Source organism: Pseudomonas sp. OV226 (genome assembly GCF_003148705.1).
GTDB lineage: Bacteria > Pseudomonadota > Gammaproteobacteria > Pseudomonadales > Pseudomonadaceae > Aquipseudomonas.
This window is the reverse complement of sequence record NZ_QGGS01000011.1, coordinates 180,634-197,256: the sequence shown is the minus strand read 5'-3', so window position 1 is coordinate 197,256 and position 16,623 is coordinate 180,634. Positions and strand designations below refer to the sequence as shown.

Below are 16,623 nucleotides of genomic sequence, written 5' to 3'. Positions count from 1 at the left end.
CAACCGGCCTGACGACAACCCTGAGCTCCTACACGGCTGTAAGGCCGTTCCACTAATTAGGGTCGTTGGGCATCGATTCTCATCGAGGCGCGGGGCGACACCCCCACTCAGACGCCGGATAGATGAAAGCAAGCCAAACACGACATCAAAAACAGTATTGCAGAAAAGGGGGTAACCATAGATGTAGGAGCGAGCCGCTCGCGAAGGCGATCTGACCGGTGTTACAAAACCTAGAGCAAAGCAGCCCCGATCAATCCGCTAACCACCCCAACCCCCATGGTCATCAGCGCCACGCTCACCAGCACCCGCGCATCGAAATCCTTGCGCAGCATCAGCAGCGACGGCAGGCTGATGCTCGGCAGGGTCATCAGCAATGCCACGGCCGGGGCGGTGCTCATGCCCAACGTCATCATGGTTTGCACGATAGGGATTTCTGCTGCGGTAGGAATCACAAACAACGTACCGATGATTGCCAGCGGCACCAGCCACAGCAGGCCGTTGGCCATGGCCCCGTCAATGTGCGGGAACACCCAGACCCGCACCGCGCCCAGCACCAGGACTGCCAGGATATAGATCGGGATGGTGCTCCAGAACAAACTCCACAGGGTTTTGGCCCAGCGTGTCAGGAATGGTTGGGTATCTTTTTCGCTGACTTCGGCCACTGCCTCGACGGCAGCTTCAGGCAGTGTTTCCGGGCCGCTGATGCGTTGAGCGATCATCGACACCCCGAACACCAGCACAATCCCGGCGACCAATCGCAACGCGGTGAACCCCCAGCCCAGCACGAACCCCATGAACACCAGCGTCGCGGGGTTGAGCACCGGGTTGCCGATCCAGAAGGCCAGCGCTGCGCCGACCGAGACATTCGAGCGACGCATGCTCGCGGCCACCGGGGCGGCGCAGCACGAGCACATCATCCCCGGCAGGGCGAACAGGCCGCCACGCAAGGTTGAAGCGAAGCTGGCGCGACCGAACAGGCGCAGCAGCCAGTCTCGTGGAATCAGGACTTGCAGGAGGGAGCCGAGAATCACGGCCAGCACGGCGGCTTTCCAGATCGCCAGGAAGTACACCTTCGCGTACGTCAGCGCGGCGGCCAGCGGGGCGGTCTGTTCGTCATTGAGGATGGAGGCGCCGATGCTGTGATTGTCAGCGGCGATGAAGGCTTTCAGGTAGTAAGGCGACCACTTGACGTAATAGAGGCCGATACAGGCGACCACGACGAAAAGGGCAGGTTTCCACCAGAACGACCAACCCCGGGCGGGGACAGCTGCGGATGAGAGTGACATGGAGAGAGTCCAGACAAGGGGAAGTTGCATACATGATAGCCCGCCCCTTGGCTGTCGTGGTCTTCACCGGCTGTGGGATGTTGCCGACCGCTTAGGTCGGACAAGTCTGAGACCCGTTATCCAGCCCTTGTTTGTAGCTGTGACTGACGAGGCTGGCCTTGCCGTTTTGCCAGGTCAACGTGAGTACGAACACCGAATCGTAGTCGCTGGACGCCCAGTCTTCGGTGATGCTCTGCTTCTTGCCGACGGCGTCTCCAGCGACCTTGTTGATCAACTCTGGCAGGTAGCCATGGGACCAGGCGGTGTAGATGATGGAGTTGTGGTACTTGTCGTGCAGTAATTCTTCGGCGAGGTCGCTGGTGTCGTTGGCCGAAAATGAGATGTTCACCGGCAAACCGAGCTTGATCGCGCTGGGGCTGATGGTCATCAGTGGACGGATATAGCTGTAGGAGTTGTCCAGTTCACCTTCCTCGACATTGCGCGTCGGGTTGGCGGCAAACACGTAGTTGGCCTTGCCGAACTTTTCCGGCAACAAGGTGGCCAGGTCGATGGCGCGGTTGAGGCCCTGGCAATTGAGCTGGCCCAGACCGCCGGCGGGTTTCTCTGCGTGACGCAGGAACACCAGTGTCTGGGTGCCGTCCGCCGGTTGGGCACGACTTTCGCGGGACTCCAGCAACAAAAACACTGCGCTTGCCGCCAGCAGCACCGGCAGAACAATAAACGCACGGTGCTTGAAGCGTTTAGCGAATTTAAAAAGTTTGGTCATTGGTATAAGTGATCTTCAGCGCATTCGGTTAAGGCTGACAAACCTTTACACCACGAGCTCCCAGCTTCGAGTGTTTTCCATGTCGTTGAGTCGGTCCGAGTCCGAAAGGGCATTGCTCAGAGTCCTCCGATGCCCATTTGGTTCGCGTCCGGTGGTTGCGCAGCACTGTATCGACAACCTTGAGCGGGTTGCAGCGAAGGTTATCGACAAGATGTTGCGAATTTGTGGACACCCTACACCTTGAGGCTCGGGCAAAGGCTGAGATCTTTCGATCGTGTTCATCAATGGTTTTGATAACGCGAAAAGATCGCAAGCAACGGGCGCTAATCCTGGATTATGCTCATCCCTTTCTTTAGCGACGGATGTTCCCGATGACCGATTTGTCCGCGTTCCCCATCACCCAAAAATGGCCAGCCCAATACCCCGACTGGATCCAGCTTTACTCCTTGCCGACCCCCAATGGCGTCAAGGTGTCGATCATGCTTGAAGAGATCGGCCTGCCCTATGAACCGCATCGTGTGGGCTTCGACACCAATGATCAGATGTCGCCCGAGTTTCTGTCACTGAGCCCCAACAACAAGATTCCGGCCATCCTCGACCCCCATGGTCCCGGGGACAAACCCCTGCCATTGTTCGAGTCCGGGGCGATTCTGATTTACCTCGCCGACAAGAGCGGGCAACTGCTGGCTCAGGAATCGGCCGCGCGTTACGAGACGATTCAATGGCTGATGTTTCAGATGGGAGGCATCGGGCCGATGTTTGGCCAGCTCGGTTTCTTCAACAAGTTTGCCGGCAAGGACTACGAGGACAAACGACCGCGCGACCGCTACGTCGAGGAAAGTAAACGTTTGTTAAAGGTTTTGGATGGACGCCTTGAAGGGCGTGACTGGATCATGGGCGAGCGCTACACCATCGCCGACATCGCAACGTTCCCGTGGGTGCGCAACCTCATCGGTTTCTACGAAGCGGGCGATCTGGTGGGCATCAAGAATTTTGCGAATGTCACACGCGTGCTGGAGCGTTTCCTGGCGCGGCCGGCCGTCATGCGCGGGCTGGAAATTCCTAAATCGATCCTTTGATTTCTTCAAGACCAAGGCAGGCAATGAGTTCATTCGATTTCAAGCAAGTAGATGTCTTCAGCCGCGTCGCCCTCAAGGGCAACCCATTGGCAGTGGTGTTCGGTGCGGACGAACTCAGTGAGGAACGCATGGCCGCGTTCGCGACCTGGACCAACCTCAGTGAAACCACGTTCGTGCTGGAACCGCGCGATCCGCGGGCCGACTATCGGGTGCGGATCTTCACCACCCTGAACGAGTTGCCATTTGCCGGGCATCCGACCCTGGGCACCTGCCATGCGTGGCTTGAGGCCGGTGGCGTGCCCAAGGGCGAGGAGATTATTCAGGAGTGCGGCGTCGGACTGGTGCGTATTCGTCGACAAGGCGCGCAGTTGGCCTTTCTCGCGCCGCCCCTGATTAACGCCGGGCCGGTGGACGCCGAACTGGTGGAGCGCGTGCGACGCGGCCTTGGTCTGGAGGTTGGGGCGATTGTGCGGGCGCAGTGGGTGGATAACGGTGCCGGATGGCTGGCAGTCATGCTCGAAGAGCGCCAACAGGTGCTGGACTTGCAGCCGGATCATTCGCAAATGCTGGGCCTGGCCGTCGGCGTGATCGCGCCGTGCAATCCCGAGCGCGATGGTGATGACGCACAGTTCGAAGTGCGGGCGTTCATCTCGGGTGACGGCATGCCGGAAGACCCCGCCACGGGCAGTCTGAACGCAGGGATTGCGCAATGGTTGCTCGCTGAAGGGCTGGCGCCTGCCTCCTATGTGGTCAGCCAGGGTTTGACGATGGGACGAGCGGGGCGCATCCAGGTGGATCAGGTGGGTGATGAGATCTGGATTGGCGGTGCTGTGGTGACCTGCATTACCGGCACCCTGATGCTTTAACCGCCCTGTAGCAGCTGCCGAGCGTGCGAGGCTGCGTCCGGCTGCGCAGCAGTCGTGGCCCGGTGAACGCGGTTTGACTGAAAGAATTCGGTTGCAGGTTTTGCGACTGCTTCGCAGCCGGACGCAGCCTCGCACGCTCGGCAGCTGCTACGAGGGATGTGTTACAGGCGCGGATTATTGCTGACCCGGTAAGGGTTTTTCCGCTCTTGAGGTTTGTGCCTGGCGCCTTGCAAGGCATAAGCTTCGCTCCCTACGACGTTTATCTTGTCCTCCGTTTTCAGGAATGCCCATGTCCAGTCAGTTCCCCGAAGCACGTCCACGCCGTCTGCGCCGCAATGCGAGCCTGCGCAGCCTGTTCCAGGAAACCGAATTCAGCCTGAACGATCTGGTACTGCCGATTTTCGTCGAGGAAGAAATCGACGACTTCGTGCCGATCAAAAGCATGCCTGGCGTGATGCGCATTCCGGAGTCGAAACTGGCCGGCGAGATCGAGCGCTACGCCCGCGCCGGCATCAAATCCGTGATGACCTTCGGCGTGTCGCATCATCTGGACAGCAGTGGCAGCGACACCTGGAACGACAACGGGCTGGTGTCGCGCATGTCGCGGATCGCCAAGGATGCCGTGCCAGAGATGATCGTGATGTCCGACACCTGCTTCTGCGAATACACCGACCACGGTCATTGCGGCGTGCTGCACAACCACGAAGTCGATAACGACCAGACCCTGAACAACCTTGGTAAACAAGCCGTGGCTGCTGCTCGGGCCGGTGCCGATGTGATTGCTCCGTCGGCGGCCATGGACGGGCAGGTCCAGGCGATTCGCCGGGCGCTGGATGACGCGGGTTTCAGCCAGACCGCGATCATGGCGTATTCCACCAAATTTGCCTCTGCACTCTACGGCCCGTTTCGTGAAGCCGGCGGCAGCGCGCTCAAGGGCGACCGCAAAAGCTATCAGATGAACCCGATGAACCGCCGCGAAGCGGTGCGCGAATCGCTGATGGACGAACAGGAAGGCGCGGATGCACTGATGGTGAAACCGGCCGGTGCCTACCTGGACATCATCCGCGACATCCGCGAGGTGTCGCGTTTGCCGTTGTCGGCGTACCAGGTCAGTGGCGAGTACGCGATGATCAAATTCGCGGCGCAAGCGGGGGCGATCGATGAGGATCGCGTGGTGCGTGAAAGCCTCGGGGCGATCAAGCGCGCGGGGGCGGATTTGATTTTCACCTACTTCGCGATGGACCTGGCCCTGGCTGGCATCTGAACCCCATTGCCAATGTGGTGTTCTCAGGGGCAGCCAAAAAATGGCCGAATCCCGTGATCCCTGAAGTACCGCTCGATCACCTTCGGATCGGAACACGTCTCGGCAATCGCCACATACGTATCCGGCCGTAACAGGTAAAACCCGTTACGGCCCAGCCCCGCGGCTTCAAACGCGGGCCTCCAGCCGAACACCTGCAGCGGCAGGTGATGCTCATTACACCAAGCGATCATCTGGTCGCTGGTGTCGCCATACACATGCACTTGCCAGTTCGGATGCTTCAGCGATTCAAAATTGTCGCCCTCACCGTCGTGGGCCCAGGGCAGGCGATCACCGCCGTGAACGTGCCCGGCAACGCCAGTGCTCAGCGGCATGCCGCGATAATTGAGGGTGATCTGCGAGACCGTGCGAAACAGGAACTCGCGGGTCGCTTCAAACGAAGCCATTTTGGGAATCACAAACGGTGCCAGCCGTGTACGCAGCACGTCGGCCAGACGACCTTCGGCGGTGACGAACGTGAATACACGGTCGGTGGTGGCGACCAGTTTGCGGGCGAACGCGATACGCTCGGTTTCGTACGTGTCCAGCAGCTTGGCCGTAGCGCCGCCGCTTAACACCGCCGCGAGTTTCCATGCCAGGTTGATGGCATCGCCGATTCCGGTGTTCATGCCCTGACCACCCGCCGGGCTGTGCACATGGGCGGCGTCACCCAATAGAAACGCGCGTGCGGTGCGAAAGTGGTCGGCCACCCGATGATGCACACGGTAGGTCGAGAACCAGTTCACCTGTTCGATCTGCACCTTGAGATGTTCGATGGCCCGGCTGCTGATGTCCTCAAACTGCAGGGTTTCAGCCTGCTCGGCACGTTCGTCGCGCACGGTGCCGATCAACCGGGCACGGCCTGTGCCGCCGAGTGGAAATATGGCGAGGAAGTCCGCTTCATCCAGATCCACATGCAGCTCGCCATTGAAGGTCGGCCCGCTGGCTTGTACGTCGGCGACATAGAAAATCTGCTGGTAGGTCCCGCCCGGAAAGCCGGTGTCCAGGGTCTTGCGCACAATTGACCGGGCACCGTCGCAACCCGCCAGATAACAGGCCTGACAGGTTTCCTGCTGGCCGTCGGGCAAGCGCAGTTGGGCGGTGATGCCATCGCCGGTGTCTGTGAAGCTTTCCAGTTCCGTGTTGCGCTCCACTTGAATGCCAAAGGCTTCGAGGCGTTTTATCAGCAGTCGCTCGTGCTCGTCCTGAGGGTATATTTCGAGGAAGGCGTAGGGCGTCAGTCCCTCGCCGACGCGGCTCAGGGGCAAGCGCGCCACCGGTTCGCCCTTGACCCAGAAATTCGCCGCCTCAACACGATGACCGTTTTGCACCACGGCCTCGCTGAGATCGAGCTGGCGATACAGCTCCAGTGTCCGCGCCTGGACCGCGAGTGCCCGCGACGTCGTGCCGGGTGCTGACGTCTTGTCGAGAATCCGCACGCGAACGCCCAGTTTGCTCAACCACAGCGCGAGTACCAGCCCGGTCGGGCCGGCGCCGACGATCAGCACGTCACTACGATTCATCAACCTGTCCTCCTCGGTGACTGGCTCAAGTATGGTCCACTCGTGCAGCGCAGGCAGGCTGACTGCCCAACGGAAAACGGCCGTGCTGCTGCGACCGGGGAACGGGGCGCGGCGGCAGGAGTCATAGCCTGCGCCATGCCATTGGTCGTATGGTTAACCCGGTTCAACGGATTTGATGGAGCACCATGCAAGCCAATCGATTGCTCACGGGGGTTGCGGTGCTGTTGCTTTTGGCCGGTTGCGGCACTCAACGCTCGCAGGAACAGCCTGCGCGCACGCCCGCCGAGGTCAAGGCCGAGATCGTGCGGCTATTGCCGGTTAAAACCACCGATCGGCAGGGCTGGGCCACGGACATATACACCGCATTCGCTACCCGGAAACTTGATCCCTCCACGCAAAACCTGTGTTCGGTGATCGCCGTCACCGAGCAGGAATCCACATTTCAGGTCGACCCGCCGGTGCCGGGCCTGGGCAAGATCGCTCGGGAAGAGATCGATCGTCGCGCCGCTAAAGCTCATATCCCCAGTCTGTTGGTCAGTGGCGCATTGCAGTTGCGTTCACCCAACGGCAAAAGCTACAGCGAGCGCCTCAAAGCAGCGCGCAGCGAGAAAGAACTCAGCGCGATTTTCGATGACTTCATTGGCATGGTGCCATTGGGCAAGACCCTGTTCGGTGGCTTCAATCCGGTGCACACCGGCGGGCCAATGCAGGTCAGCATCGATTTCGCCGAGCAGCAGGCGCGGGGCTATCCGTACCCGGTGAACGGCTCGATCCGGCATGAAGTGTTCAGCCGCCGAGGCGGCATGTACTTCGGCATCGCCCACTTGCTGGGTTACCCGGTGAGCTATACGCAACCGCTGTATCGCTTCGCGGATTTCAATGCCGGCTGGTATGCCAGCCGCAATGCGGCGTTTCAGAACGCGTTGAGTCGGGTGTCAGGCATTCCGCTGGCGCTGGATGGCGATCTGGTTCGCTATGACTCGATCATGCCCGGCACCACTGAATTGGCGGTGCGCAGCCTCGGCAAGCAGTTGGGCATGCGCAATACGACCATTCGCAATCAATTGGAGGAGGGCAAAAGTCTGACATTAGAGAACACCGAACTCTATCGGCGGGTGTTCGCGTTGGCCGACCAGGCCGAGGGCCGGTCATTGCCTCGTGCAGTGTTACCGGGGATCGAGTTGCAAAGTCCGAAAATCACCCGAAAACTCACGACGGCGTGGTTCGCCAAACGGGTCGATGAGCGTTATCAGCGCTGCCTGGTGCGGGCAGGCCAGTGAGCGGAAGCAAAAAACAGACGTAAAAAAACCCGGCGGGTGAGGCCGGGTTTTTCATTGAGTCCTGCGGTAAAACCCTGCATTTATGCAGCACGGCTTTCGATCAAGCGGTCGGAGCCACCTTCAGCAACGCGGTTCTGCATCAGACGGTCGGAACCATCAGCGGCAACGCGGTTTTCGATCAGACGGTCGGAGCCACCTTCAGCAACGCGGTTCTGCATCAGACGGTCGGAACCATCAGCGGCAACGCGGTTTTCGATCAGACGGTCGGAGCCACCTTCAGCAACGCGGTTCTGCATCAGACGGTCGGAACCATCAGCGGCAACGCGGTTTTCGATCAGACGGTCGGAGCCACCTTCGGCAACGCGGTTCTGCATCAGACGGTCGGAACCATCAGCGGCAACACGATTCTCGATCAAACGATCCGAACCTCCTTCAGCCACACGGCTTTCAATCAGGCGATCCGAGCCGCCTTCGGCGACGACAGGTTGAGCAGAGGTAGCGGCAAAAGCGTTAACTGCAAAAACCGAGAAAGCGATGCTGAGAAGAGTTTGGCGTTTCATGAGGGTGTGCTCCGGGGTGTTATTGGTTGGTATGGAGCGGATGTTACGCCGACGATTTTTTATGAGAACTTCATTGCTGTGATTGTGAACATCGACGGTATTGATAGGTGATGAAAGTAACCCCACGCAGGCGTGATGGTTCAGTCGTCGGATAGCGCGGGTAGGGTTGAGCGGCACTTCTACACTGGTTAGCTGGCGCGTGCCCCCGAGGAGCCAATCATGAATACCAGTTCTTATGTTGCCGAACACACCGGCCTGCTGCTGGTGGACCCTTACAACGACTTCCTCAGCGAAGGGGGCAAACTTCACGGTCGGGCCAAACCGGTGGCTGACAGCGTCGGCACGCTGGCCAATCTGAAGGCCGTGGTGTCGGCCGCTCGCCATGCCGGGATCCGGGTTTTCTATGTACCCCACCACCGCGCCGAACCGGATGACCTGGCCCACTGGCAGCATCCCAGCCCTTATCAACAAGGGGCCAGCAGCGCGCAAGTGTTTGCGGCGGGAGCTTGGGGCGGGGAATGGCACCCGGACTTCCATCCCGAGGCGGGCGACGTGATCGTCAAGGAACACTGGGGCGGCAGCGGTTTCGCCAACACCGACCTGGACTTTTTGCTCAAGCAACACGGGATCGACAAGGTCGTGGTGGTGGGGATGCTCGCCAATACCTGCATCGAAACCACCGGCAAGTTTGCCGCTGAATTGGGCTATCACGTGACGCTGGTGCGCGACGCCACCGCCGCGTTCAGTGCAGAAGCCATGCATGCCGCGCATGAGATCAACGGGCCGACGTATGCGCATTCGATCGTCACGACGGCCGAGTTGATCGCAGCGCTGGGCTAGTACGGCCAGCAGATGGCGCCTCTCTTGATCCTTCATTTTTGTCACGCCAGGAGGCCGCACCATGTACCAACTTTATGGACACCAGAATTCCGGCGCGGCGGCGATAGAGGCTGCCCTCGAACTCTGTGAAATTCCTTATCGCTTCATTGACGTCGAATCTTCGCTAGAGGCCGCCCACGCGCTGGAAAAACTCAACCCGCTCAAACAAATCCCAACCCTGCAATTGCCCGATGGCAGTGTGCTGAGCGAAAGCGCGGCGATCCTGATTCATCTCGGGTTGACCTTTCCCGAGTCAAACCTGCTGCCGAAGCTGGCCGCTGATCGCGATCAAGCCATTCGGGGCCTGGCGTTCATCATCTGCAATTGCTACACGGCCATCGGCATTATCGACTACCCCGAACGCTGGTTGATCGAGGCGGATGAGTCGTCCAGACAAAATCTCATGGCCGGCGCCCGCACACGCTTGCACTGGAGCTGGGAGGTGTTTGCCGATCAGTTTTCCGGCGAGCTGTATCTGGGCGATGAGACGCCGGGAGCGCTGGATGTACTGGCGGCGGTGGTGTCGAGATGGGCGGGCAGCCGGGAGCATTTACGCCGCACCCGCCCCGGTTTTTTTGCATGGCTTGAGCGTATAGACCGGCACCCGACCTTGGCACCGGTTTTCGCGCGGCATTGGCCAACCTGAACACAAAAGATCAACGGTGAGCTGTAGGCGCCGGGCTTGCCCGCGATGCAGGCGACCCGGTTTGACGTCGAACCGGGTTGATCCCATCGCGGGCAAGCCCGGCTCCCACAGGTTTTTGTAGTGTGTTCGGATTATTCGCCGCGGATGTACTGCTCCAGTTGTTGAATCAGTTCAGCCTGCTCGGCAATGGCCTCCTTGACCAGGTCGCCGATCGACAACAAACCGATCAACTTGCCGTTCTCCACCACCGGCAAGTGACGCAGGCGCCTGTCGGACATGATGCCCAGGCACGTATCGACGGTTTGATGGGTGTCCACGGTAATGACTGGGGACACCATGATGTCGCGCACCGGCGTACCGACCGAGGAGCGGCCATGCAGCACCAGTTTGCGGGCGTAGTCGCGTTCACTGATGATGCCCAGCACTTCGTCCTTCTCTACCACCAGCAAGGCACCGACGTTTTTCTCGGCCATCTTCATCAGTGCTTCCAGCACCATATGATCAGGCTTGATCTGATGCACTTCCTGATTCTTCTGATCTTTGAGCTTGAGCAGTTGAGCGACGGTTTTCATGGCGGTTTCTCGGGTGTTGTCGTTGTTCTTGAAGAATCGTAGACGCAAGCGCTGAGGGCAAGGGAGAAAGCGGCAGATAACACTCAAAAAACGTCATTCGGCGGTTTTTCTTTGGTAAAGCTTCGTCGAAAGGGGCGTGCCAAGGGAAATTCTCACCCCTGACCCGCTGGCCCTTGATGACGGGTAGAATTGCAGCCTGAACAAAACGTGAGGTTGCAGTGGTGGACTTACAGCAGGGCTTCGTCCTGACCCGGCATTGGCGCGACACCCCGGCCGGTACGGAAGTCGAGTTCTGGCTGGCGACCGACTCCGGTCCCCGGCGCATCCGCTTGCCTCATCAGCCGTCGGTGGGGTTCATTGCGGCGCAGCAGCGCGAGCAGGCTGAGGCAGTGCTGCACGGCGAGAAAAACGTCGAGCTCAAGCCCCTGGCCCTGCTGGATTTCGAGCACCGCCCGGTGCTCGGCTTGTATTGCCAGCAGCACGGTCAGTTGATGCGCCTGGAAACCGCGCTGCGCAAGGCCGGCGTCGAGATGTTCGAGGGCGACGTGCGCCCGCCGGAGCGCTACATGATGGAGCGGTTCATCACGGCGCCGGTGATTTTTGGCGGCACGCCCGATGCGCAGGGCCTGTTGCTCGACGCGCAGATGAAACCCGATCCGGACTACCGACCAACGCTGCGCCTGGTCTCGCTGGACATCGAAACCACCGCGCAGGGCGAGTTGTATTCCATTGCGCTGGAAGGCTGCGGCGAGCGGCAGGTGTACATGCTCGGACCGCCCAATGGCGACGACAGCCAGGTGGATTTCCAGCTCGAGTACTGCGACTCGCGAACCGTGCTGCTGAAAAAGCTCAATGAATGGTTTGCCCGCCACGACCCCGACGCAATCATCGGCTGGAACGTCGTGCAGTTCGACCTGCGCGTGCTCCATGAACACGCCCGGCGCCTGGCGGTACCGCTCAAGCTGGGGCGTGGCGGGGAAGAGATGCAATGGCGCGAACACGGCAGCCGCAACCATTACTTCGCCTCGGCGGCAGGGCGGTTGATCATCGACGGTATTGAGTCCCTGCGCTCGGCGACCTGGAACTTCCCGTCGTTCAGCCTGGAAAACGTCGCGCAAACCCTGCTCGGTGAGGGCAAGTCAATCAGCACGCCTTACCAGCGCATGGACGAAATCAACCGGATGTTCGCCGAGGACAAACCGGCCCTCGCCACGTACAACCTCAAAGACTGCGAACTGGTGACGCGGATTTTCGCCAAGACCCAGTTGCTGACTTTCCTGCTGGAACGGGCCAGCGTCACCGGTTTGCCGGCCGATCGCAGCGGTGGTTCGGTGGCGGCGTTCACCCACTTGTACATGCCGCTGATGCACCGCCAGGGCTTTGTCGCGCCCAACCTTGGCCGCCAGTCACCGCAGGCCAGCCCCGGCGGCTTTGTCATGGACTCACAGCCGGGCCTGTACGAGTCGGTGTTGGTGCTCGACTATAAAAGCCTCTATCCGTCGATCATCCGTACCTTTCTGATCGACCCGGTCGGGCTGATCGAAGGCTTGCAACATCCCGACGACAGAGACTCGGTACCGGGTTTTCGCGGGGCACGTTTTTCCAGAACCCGGCATTGCCTGCCGGCCATCGTCGCCCGGGTGGCCGAAGGTCGCGAAACCGCCAAGCGCGAACACAACGCACCGCTGTCCCAGGCGCTGAAGATCATCATGAATGCCTTCTACGGCGTGCTCGGTTCCAGCGGCTGCCGCTTCTTCGACACGCGCCTGGCTTCGTCCATTACCTTGCGCGGTCACGAAATCATGCTGCGCACCCGGCAGTTGATCGAAGCCCAGGGCCACACAGTGATTTATGGCGATACCGACTCCACCTTCGTCTGGCTGCGCCGGGCCCACGGACAGGAGGAAGCCGCGCAGATCGGTTTTGCGTTGGTCGATCACGTCAACCAGTGGTGGCGCGAGCATGTGCGAGCCGAGTACGGACTGGAAAGTGCGTTGGAGTTGCAGTTCGAAACCCACTACAAGCGCTTTCTGATGCCAACCATCCGTGGCGCGGAGGAGGGCAGCAAGAAGCGTTATGCCGGCCTGGTCACGCGCGCCGATGGCTCTGATGAAATGGTCTACAAAGGCCTGGAAACCGTGCGCACCGACTGGTCGCCACTGGCCCGGCAATTCCAGCAGGAGCTGTACTCGCGGATCTTCCATCGCAAGCCGTATCAGGATTACGTTCGCGATTACGTGCGCAAGACCCTGGCCGGCGAGTTCGACGACCGTCTGATTTACCGCAAGCGTCTGCGCCGCACCCTCGATGACTACGAGCGCAACGTGCCGCCCCACGTGCGCGCCGCGCGCATCGCCGATGATTTCAATGACCGGCAGGGTCGCCCACGTCAGTACCAGAACGGCGGCTGGATCAGCTACGTGATCACCGTCGCCGGGCCCGAGCCGCTGGAGATCCGCAGCGCGCCCATCGACTATGACCACTACGTCACCCGGCAGCTGCAACCGGTGGCGGATGCGATCCTGCCGTTTGTGGACGACGACTTCTCAACGCTGATTGGTGGGCAAATGGGCTTGTTTTAGGTCCAGCAGAGACAGCGTCCAGTCATCCCGTATGCCGTGGAAATATTGCTCGAGGGCTCGATGGAAAACGCTGCCGTCGGGGGCGACCTGGGCAAACAGGGTCATCGAGGAGTGAAACTTCAGGTCATCAGGATGGCCGAAGATATCGGCGATCGAGCGTTGTTTGACGTTCAGGACCAATTGCGTGCAGGTCCGCAGGCGCGGGCCCAGCAGTGGATGCTCCAGATACGCCGCGGCTTCCTCATCGGAGCGTATGGCGAAGTGACGGGACATCTCGCTCCCGCCTAACCCGGCAAGCTGCGGAAAGATGAACCACATCCAGTGACGGCGTTTTTTACCGGCGTGCAGTTCTTCCTGTACCCATTCGAATACCGGGTCTTGAGCCTGGACGAAGCGTGGCAAATTAAAAGCGTCGAGCTGATCGGTGCTTCTCATGCACATGCCCTCTGGCAAATCGGCGATGGTTCAGACCATGGCCAACCGATGTTTGCGTTGTGGCGCGTGAAACGCGTGATCCAGCGCCTCCAGATCCCCGGGTTCGAGCCGCAACTGCGCGGCTTGCGCATTCAATTGCACGTGTTCAGGTTTGACCGCTTTGGGGATGGCGATCACGCCGCTCTGCCGCAGAATCCATGCCAGCGCTACTTGAGCCGGTGACGCCCCATGACGGGCGGCAACCTTTTTCAGCGCCGGATGGGCCAGCATTTGCCCGCCCTGACCGATCGGGCAGTAAGCCATCAATGGCTGGCGATGCTGTTGGCTCCAGGGCAGCAAATCAAATTCGATGCCGCGCTCTTCCAGGTTGTAGAGCACCTGATTGGTGGCGCAGGCCGGTGAGTCGAGTTCTTGCAGGTCGTCCACATCGAAATTGGACACGCCCCAACGACCGATCTTGCCGTCTTCACGCAGGCGTTCGAAGGCTTCGACGGTTTCCTCCAGGGAATACTGGCCACGCCAGTGCAGCAGGTACAAGTCAATGTAATCGGTGTTCAGACGCCGAAGGCTGCGCTCGCAGGCCTGGGGAATGCCTTTGCAGCTGGCGTTGTGGGGGTAGACCTTGCTGACCAGAAAGACGTTGTCTCGCAGACCACTGATGGCTTCAGCGACCACTTCCTCGGCACCGCCTTCAGCATACATTTCGGCGGTATCGATCAACGTCATGCCTAACTCGATACCCAGCCGCAGGGCGGCGACTTCATGCCGGTGCGCCGAGCGATCCTCGCCCATGCGCCAGGTGCCCTGGCCGATGACCGGAACCTGGGAGCCGGCCAATTCGAGGGTCCGCATGAAAACCTCCTTTCTGTAACTCGGTGGATATTAAATGGGCAGCAAAATGCCCCGGTGGTTCCGCAGCGCACTAGATAGTTGGTGATAGCGAACACGACGAAATCTCAGCTGCAGATTGTCGGTATCGTTGCCCACGGACCACCGGCACTGCACTTTTCTGGTTTTGGTGGCTCTATCCTTGGGCAGCCGGCGGCGATCCCCACCGTCGGCCCATGCCCAAGTTCAAGAACCCATGGCTCGAGTTTTACCCCGTATCACCTCACCGATCCACCGCTGTTGCCTGCTTTCGGCCTGCCTGACAATGCTCTTTGTCAGCGGTTGCAGCCAGCAGCAGGGCAACGACATCGTCAGCCAGTTCCGTGAAGGCAGGCCGCAGGAATTCCTGCAGACCAGCGTCGACCGCATGGCCACGCTGACAATGCGTGACAACCTCGACAGCCTCTACCTGCTGATGAGCAAGCTTTACCTGCGCAACCCCGATGAGCTGAAGAAATCCGGTTTCCTCGATGCCCGAACCGCTGGCAAACAAGTGCGCATGGCCATCGAGCTGCAACAGCCGTTGCCCACCCTGGGCGGTAAAAAAGACCTGGCGGCCCTTCGGTATGCCATGAGCCCGGAATTTCTCGGTGACCGGGTCGGTGCCTTCATCTATGCCATCGGCAGCATGCTGGTGACCGCTCACGGCAATCGTCTGGAGTTCTACATGACGGATGCGATCAACCCGACGTTCGTCAGCAATGCCGCGCGCAACATCGAGATCGCCACGTGGATTCTCAGCCAACGGCAAAACAGCAATGGTGAGCCGTTGCTGTTTTCCAATGAAATTTCGGAGGAGGGCAGCAACCTGAGTTTTGCCGTGGAATTCGGCAAAATCGTCGCACGCCTGGATTTACTGACGCAGATGCTGGACGAACGCTACCGGCGCATCGGCTTGAACTACGCGCAGAGTCTGTTGTTTCTGAATTTCCTGCCGGTGCAATAAACCCCGACACAAACCCTGTAGGAGCTGAGCTTGCTCGCGATAGCGGACTTTGAGCCACCACATATGTTGAATGTTATACCGCTATCGCGAGCAAGCTCAGCTCCTACAGGGGAATGGGGTGTTGTTATGTCTCGGGTATAACGATAGTTCGCATCGATATAAGTGGTTATAAGAAAAATCGCTATGCTGCGGGCCAGTTTTCCCTGCGATCTTTGTGGACGTATCAATGGAATTAGTGAACATCGGGTTGGTCATTGCCGGGTTGGTCGTTGGCTTTATTGTCGGCATGACGGGCGTCGGTGGCGGGTCATTGATGACCCCGATCCTGTTGTGGTTCGGTATTAACCCCGCGACGGCTGTCGGCACCGATTTGCTGTACGCGGCAATCACCAAATCCAGTGGCGTGCTCGTTCACCGCAAAAACAACAACATCGACTGGGCGATTACCGGCTGGCTGACCCTCGGCAGCGTGCCGGCAGTGGCGTTGACGTTGTGGTTCCTGAGTAGCTTGCACACCGCGCCTGAAACGATGAATGCCATCATCAAACAAGCGCTGGGGTTCGTCCTGTTCGCCACGGCGCTGGCGATTCTGTTCAAGAAACGCCTGCTCGATTTCGCGCACAAACGCGCGGGTGGCAACTATAACCCCAGCGGTTCGCGCCTCAATGTAATGACCGTCATCACGGGCCTGGTGCTGGGCACCATGGTTGCGTTGACGTCCATTGGTGCCGGCGCCCTGGGCACCGTCGCACTGTTCATCCTGTACCCGCTGTTGCCAACCCGCCGCCTCGTCGGCACGGAAATCGCCCACGCCGTGCCACTGACGCTGGTCGCCGGGCTTGGCCATGCGAGCATGGGCAACATGGATTGGCACGTGCTGGGTTACCTGCTGATCGGTTCGCTGCCGGGTATCTGGTTGGGCAGCCATTTGACCGGGCGCATCTCCGATGAACTGTTGCGCCCTTGCCTGGCAACCATGTTGGTTTTGATCGGTTACAAACTGGCGTTCTGATTC

Annotated in this window: 16 protein-coding genes; 9 read left to right on the top strand and 7 right to left on the bottom strand. The window is 59.8% G+C overall.

The features are described 5' to 3' along the window. Nucleotides 1-230 precede the first annotated feature (230 nt). Both C7534_RS19045 and C7534_RS19040 read right to left on the bottom strand, forming a co-directional pair. On the bottom strand, nucleotides 231-1,286 hold the full coding sequence (locus tag C7534_RS19045; RefSeq protein WP_109786665.1) for a permease: 1,056 nt from the start codon (nucleotides 1,284-1,286) through the stop codon (nucleotides 231-233). Between the two features lie 91 nt (nucleotides 1,287-1,377). Continuing rightward, complete coding sequence (locus C7534_RS19040) at nucleotides 1,378-2,052, bottom strand: histidine phosphatase family protein (protein ID WP_109786664.1); 675 nt, start codon at nucleotides 2,050-2,052, stop codon at nucleotides 1,378-1,380. A gap of 371 nt (nucleotides 2,053-2,423) precedes the next feature. On the opposite strand from C7534_RS19040, the gene C7534_RS19035 reads away from it, so the two are divergent. From C7534_RS19035 to hemB, 3 genes are all read left to right on the top strand, one after another. Next, nucleotides 2,424-3,131 carry a glutathione S-transferase family protein gene (locus tag C7534_RS19035; protein WP_109786663.1) on the top strand — a complete coding sequence of 236 codons (708 nt, stop codon included), beginning with the start codon at nucleotides 2,424-2,426 and terminating at the stop codon, nucleotides 3,129-3,131. Between the two features lie 23 nt (nucleotides 3,132-3,154). Beyond that, nucleotides 3,155-3,997, top strand: a complete 843-nt coding sequence (locus C7534_RS19030) for a PhzF family phenazine biosynthesis protein (protein WP_109786662.1) — start codon at nucleotides 3,155-3,157, stop codon at nucleotides 3,995-3,997. 289 nt (nucleotides 3,998-4,286) lie between these two features. Further along, the gene (gene hemB, locus C7534_RS19025; RefSeq protein WP_109786661.1) at nucleotides 4,287-5,261 is read left to right on the top strand and encodes a porphobilinogen synthase; all 975 of its coding nucleotides are present in this window, start codon (nucleotides 4,287-4,289) and stop codon (nucleotides 5,259-5,261) included. Between the two features lie 23 nt (nucleotides 5,262-5,284). Here the strand turns inward: hemB and C7534_RS19020 are convergent, their stop codons facing one another. Continuing rightward, entirely contained in the window at nucleotides 5,285-6,820 is a 1,536-nt protein-coding gene (locus C7534_RS19020; RefSeq protein WP_109786660.1) for an FAD-dependent oxidoreductase, read from the bottom strand. A 185-nt stretch (nucleotides 6,821-7,005) separates the two neighbouring features. On the opposite strand from C7534_RS19020, the gene C7534_RS19015 reads away from it, so the two are divergent. Continuing rightward, nucleotides 7,006-8,100, top strand: a complete 1,095-nt coding sequence (locus C7534_RS19015; RefSeq protein ID WP_109786659.1) for a DUF1615 domain-containing protein — start codon at nucleotides 7,006-7,008, stop codon at nucleotides 8,098-8,100. 80 nt (nucleotides 8,101-8,180) lie between these two features. Here the strand turns inward: C7534_RS19015 and C7534_RS19010 are convergent, their stop codons facing one another. Next, the gene (locus tag C7534_RS19010; RefSeq protein ID WP_109786658.1) at nucleotides 8,181-8,660 is read right to left on the bottom strand and encodes a phage infection protein; all 480 of its coding nucleotides are present in this window, start codon (nucleotides 8,658-8,660) and stop codon (nucleotides 8,181-8,183) included. A gap of 219 nt (nucleotides 8,661-8,879) precedes the next feature. Here C7534_RS19010 and C7534_RS19005 point away from each other — a divergent pair, with 219 nt between their 5' ends. Next, nucleotides 8,880-9,500: an isochorismatase family cysteine hydrolase gene (locus tag C7534_RS19005; protein WP_077431757.1), complete on the top strand. Its 621-nt coding sequence runs from the start codon at nucleotides 8,880-8,882 to the stop codon at nucleotides 9,498-9,500. Nucleotides 9,501-9,561: 61 nt separating this feature from the next. After that, on the top strand, nucleotides 9,562-10,185 hold the full coding sequence (locus C7534_RS19000; protein WP_046032604.1) for a glutathione S-transferase N-terminal domain-containing protein: 624 nt from the start codon (nucleotides 9,562-9,564) through the stop codon (nucleotides 10,183-10,185). 131 nt (nucleotides 10,186-10,316) lie between these two features. On the opposite strand, the gene C7534_RS18995 is transcribed toward C7534_RS19000, so the two are convergent. Beyond that, complete coding sequence (locus C7534_RS18995) at nucleotides 10,317-10,757, bottom strand: CBS domain-containing protein (protein WP_109786657.1); 441 nt, start codon at nucleotides 10,755-10,757, stop codon at nucleotides 10,317-10,319. 221 nt (nucleotides 10,758-10,978) lie between these two features. Between C7534_RS18995 and C7534_RS18990 the strand changes: the two genes are divergently transcribed. Next, complete coding sequence (locus C7534_RS18990; protein ID WP_175648987.1) at nucleotides 10,979-13,339, top strand: DNA polymerase II; 2,361 nt, start codon at nucleotides 10,979-10,981, stop codon at nucleotides 13,337-13,339. Here C7534_RS18990 and C7534_RS18985 read toward each other — a convergent pair. Both C7534_RS18985 and C7534_RS18980 read right to left on the bottom strand, forming a co-directional pair. After that, nucleotides 13,304-13,774: a DUF1810 domain-containing protein gene (locus C7534_RS18985; protein ID WP_046032601.1), complete on the bottom strand. Its 471-nt coding sequence runs from the start codon at nucleotides 13,772-13,774 to the stop codon at nucleotides 13,304-13,306. The genes C7534_RS18990 and C7534_RS18985 overlap by 36 nt on opposite strands. Nucleotides 13,775-13,804: 30 nt before the next feature. Beyond that, nucleotides 13,805-14,626, bottom strand: coding sequence for an aldo/keto reductase (locus C7534_RS18980; protein WP_077431759.1), 822 nt, complete (start codon nucleotides 14,624-14,626; stop codon nucleotides 13,805-13,807). A gap of 232 nt (nucleotides 14,627-14,858) precedes the next feature. Between C7534_RS18980 and C7534_RS18975 the strand changes: the two genes are divergently transcribed. Beyond that, nucleotides 14,859-15,608 (top strand): hypothetical protein, encoded by a 750-nt coding sequence (locus C7534_RS18975; RefSeq protein ID WP_077431760.1) that lies wholly within the window; start codon nucleotides 14,859-14,861, stop codon nucleotides 15,606-15,608. Nucleotides 15,609-15,834: 226 nt separating this feature from the next. Then, the gene (locus tag C7534_RS18970) at nucleotides 15,835-16,620 is read left to right on the top strand and encodes a sulfite exporter TauE/SafE family protein (protein WP_077431761.1); all 786 of its coding nucleotides are present in this window, start codon (nucleotides 15,835-15,837) and stop codon (nucleotides 16,618-16,620) included. The last annotated feature ends 3 nt before the right edge of the window (nucleotides 16,621-16,623 follow it).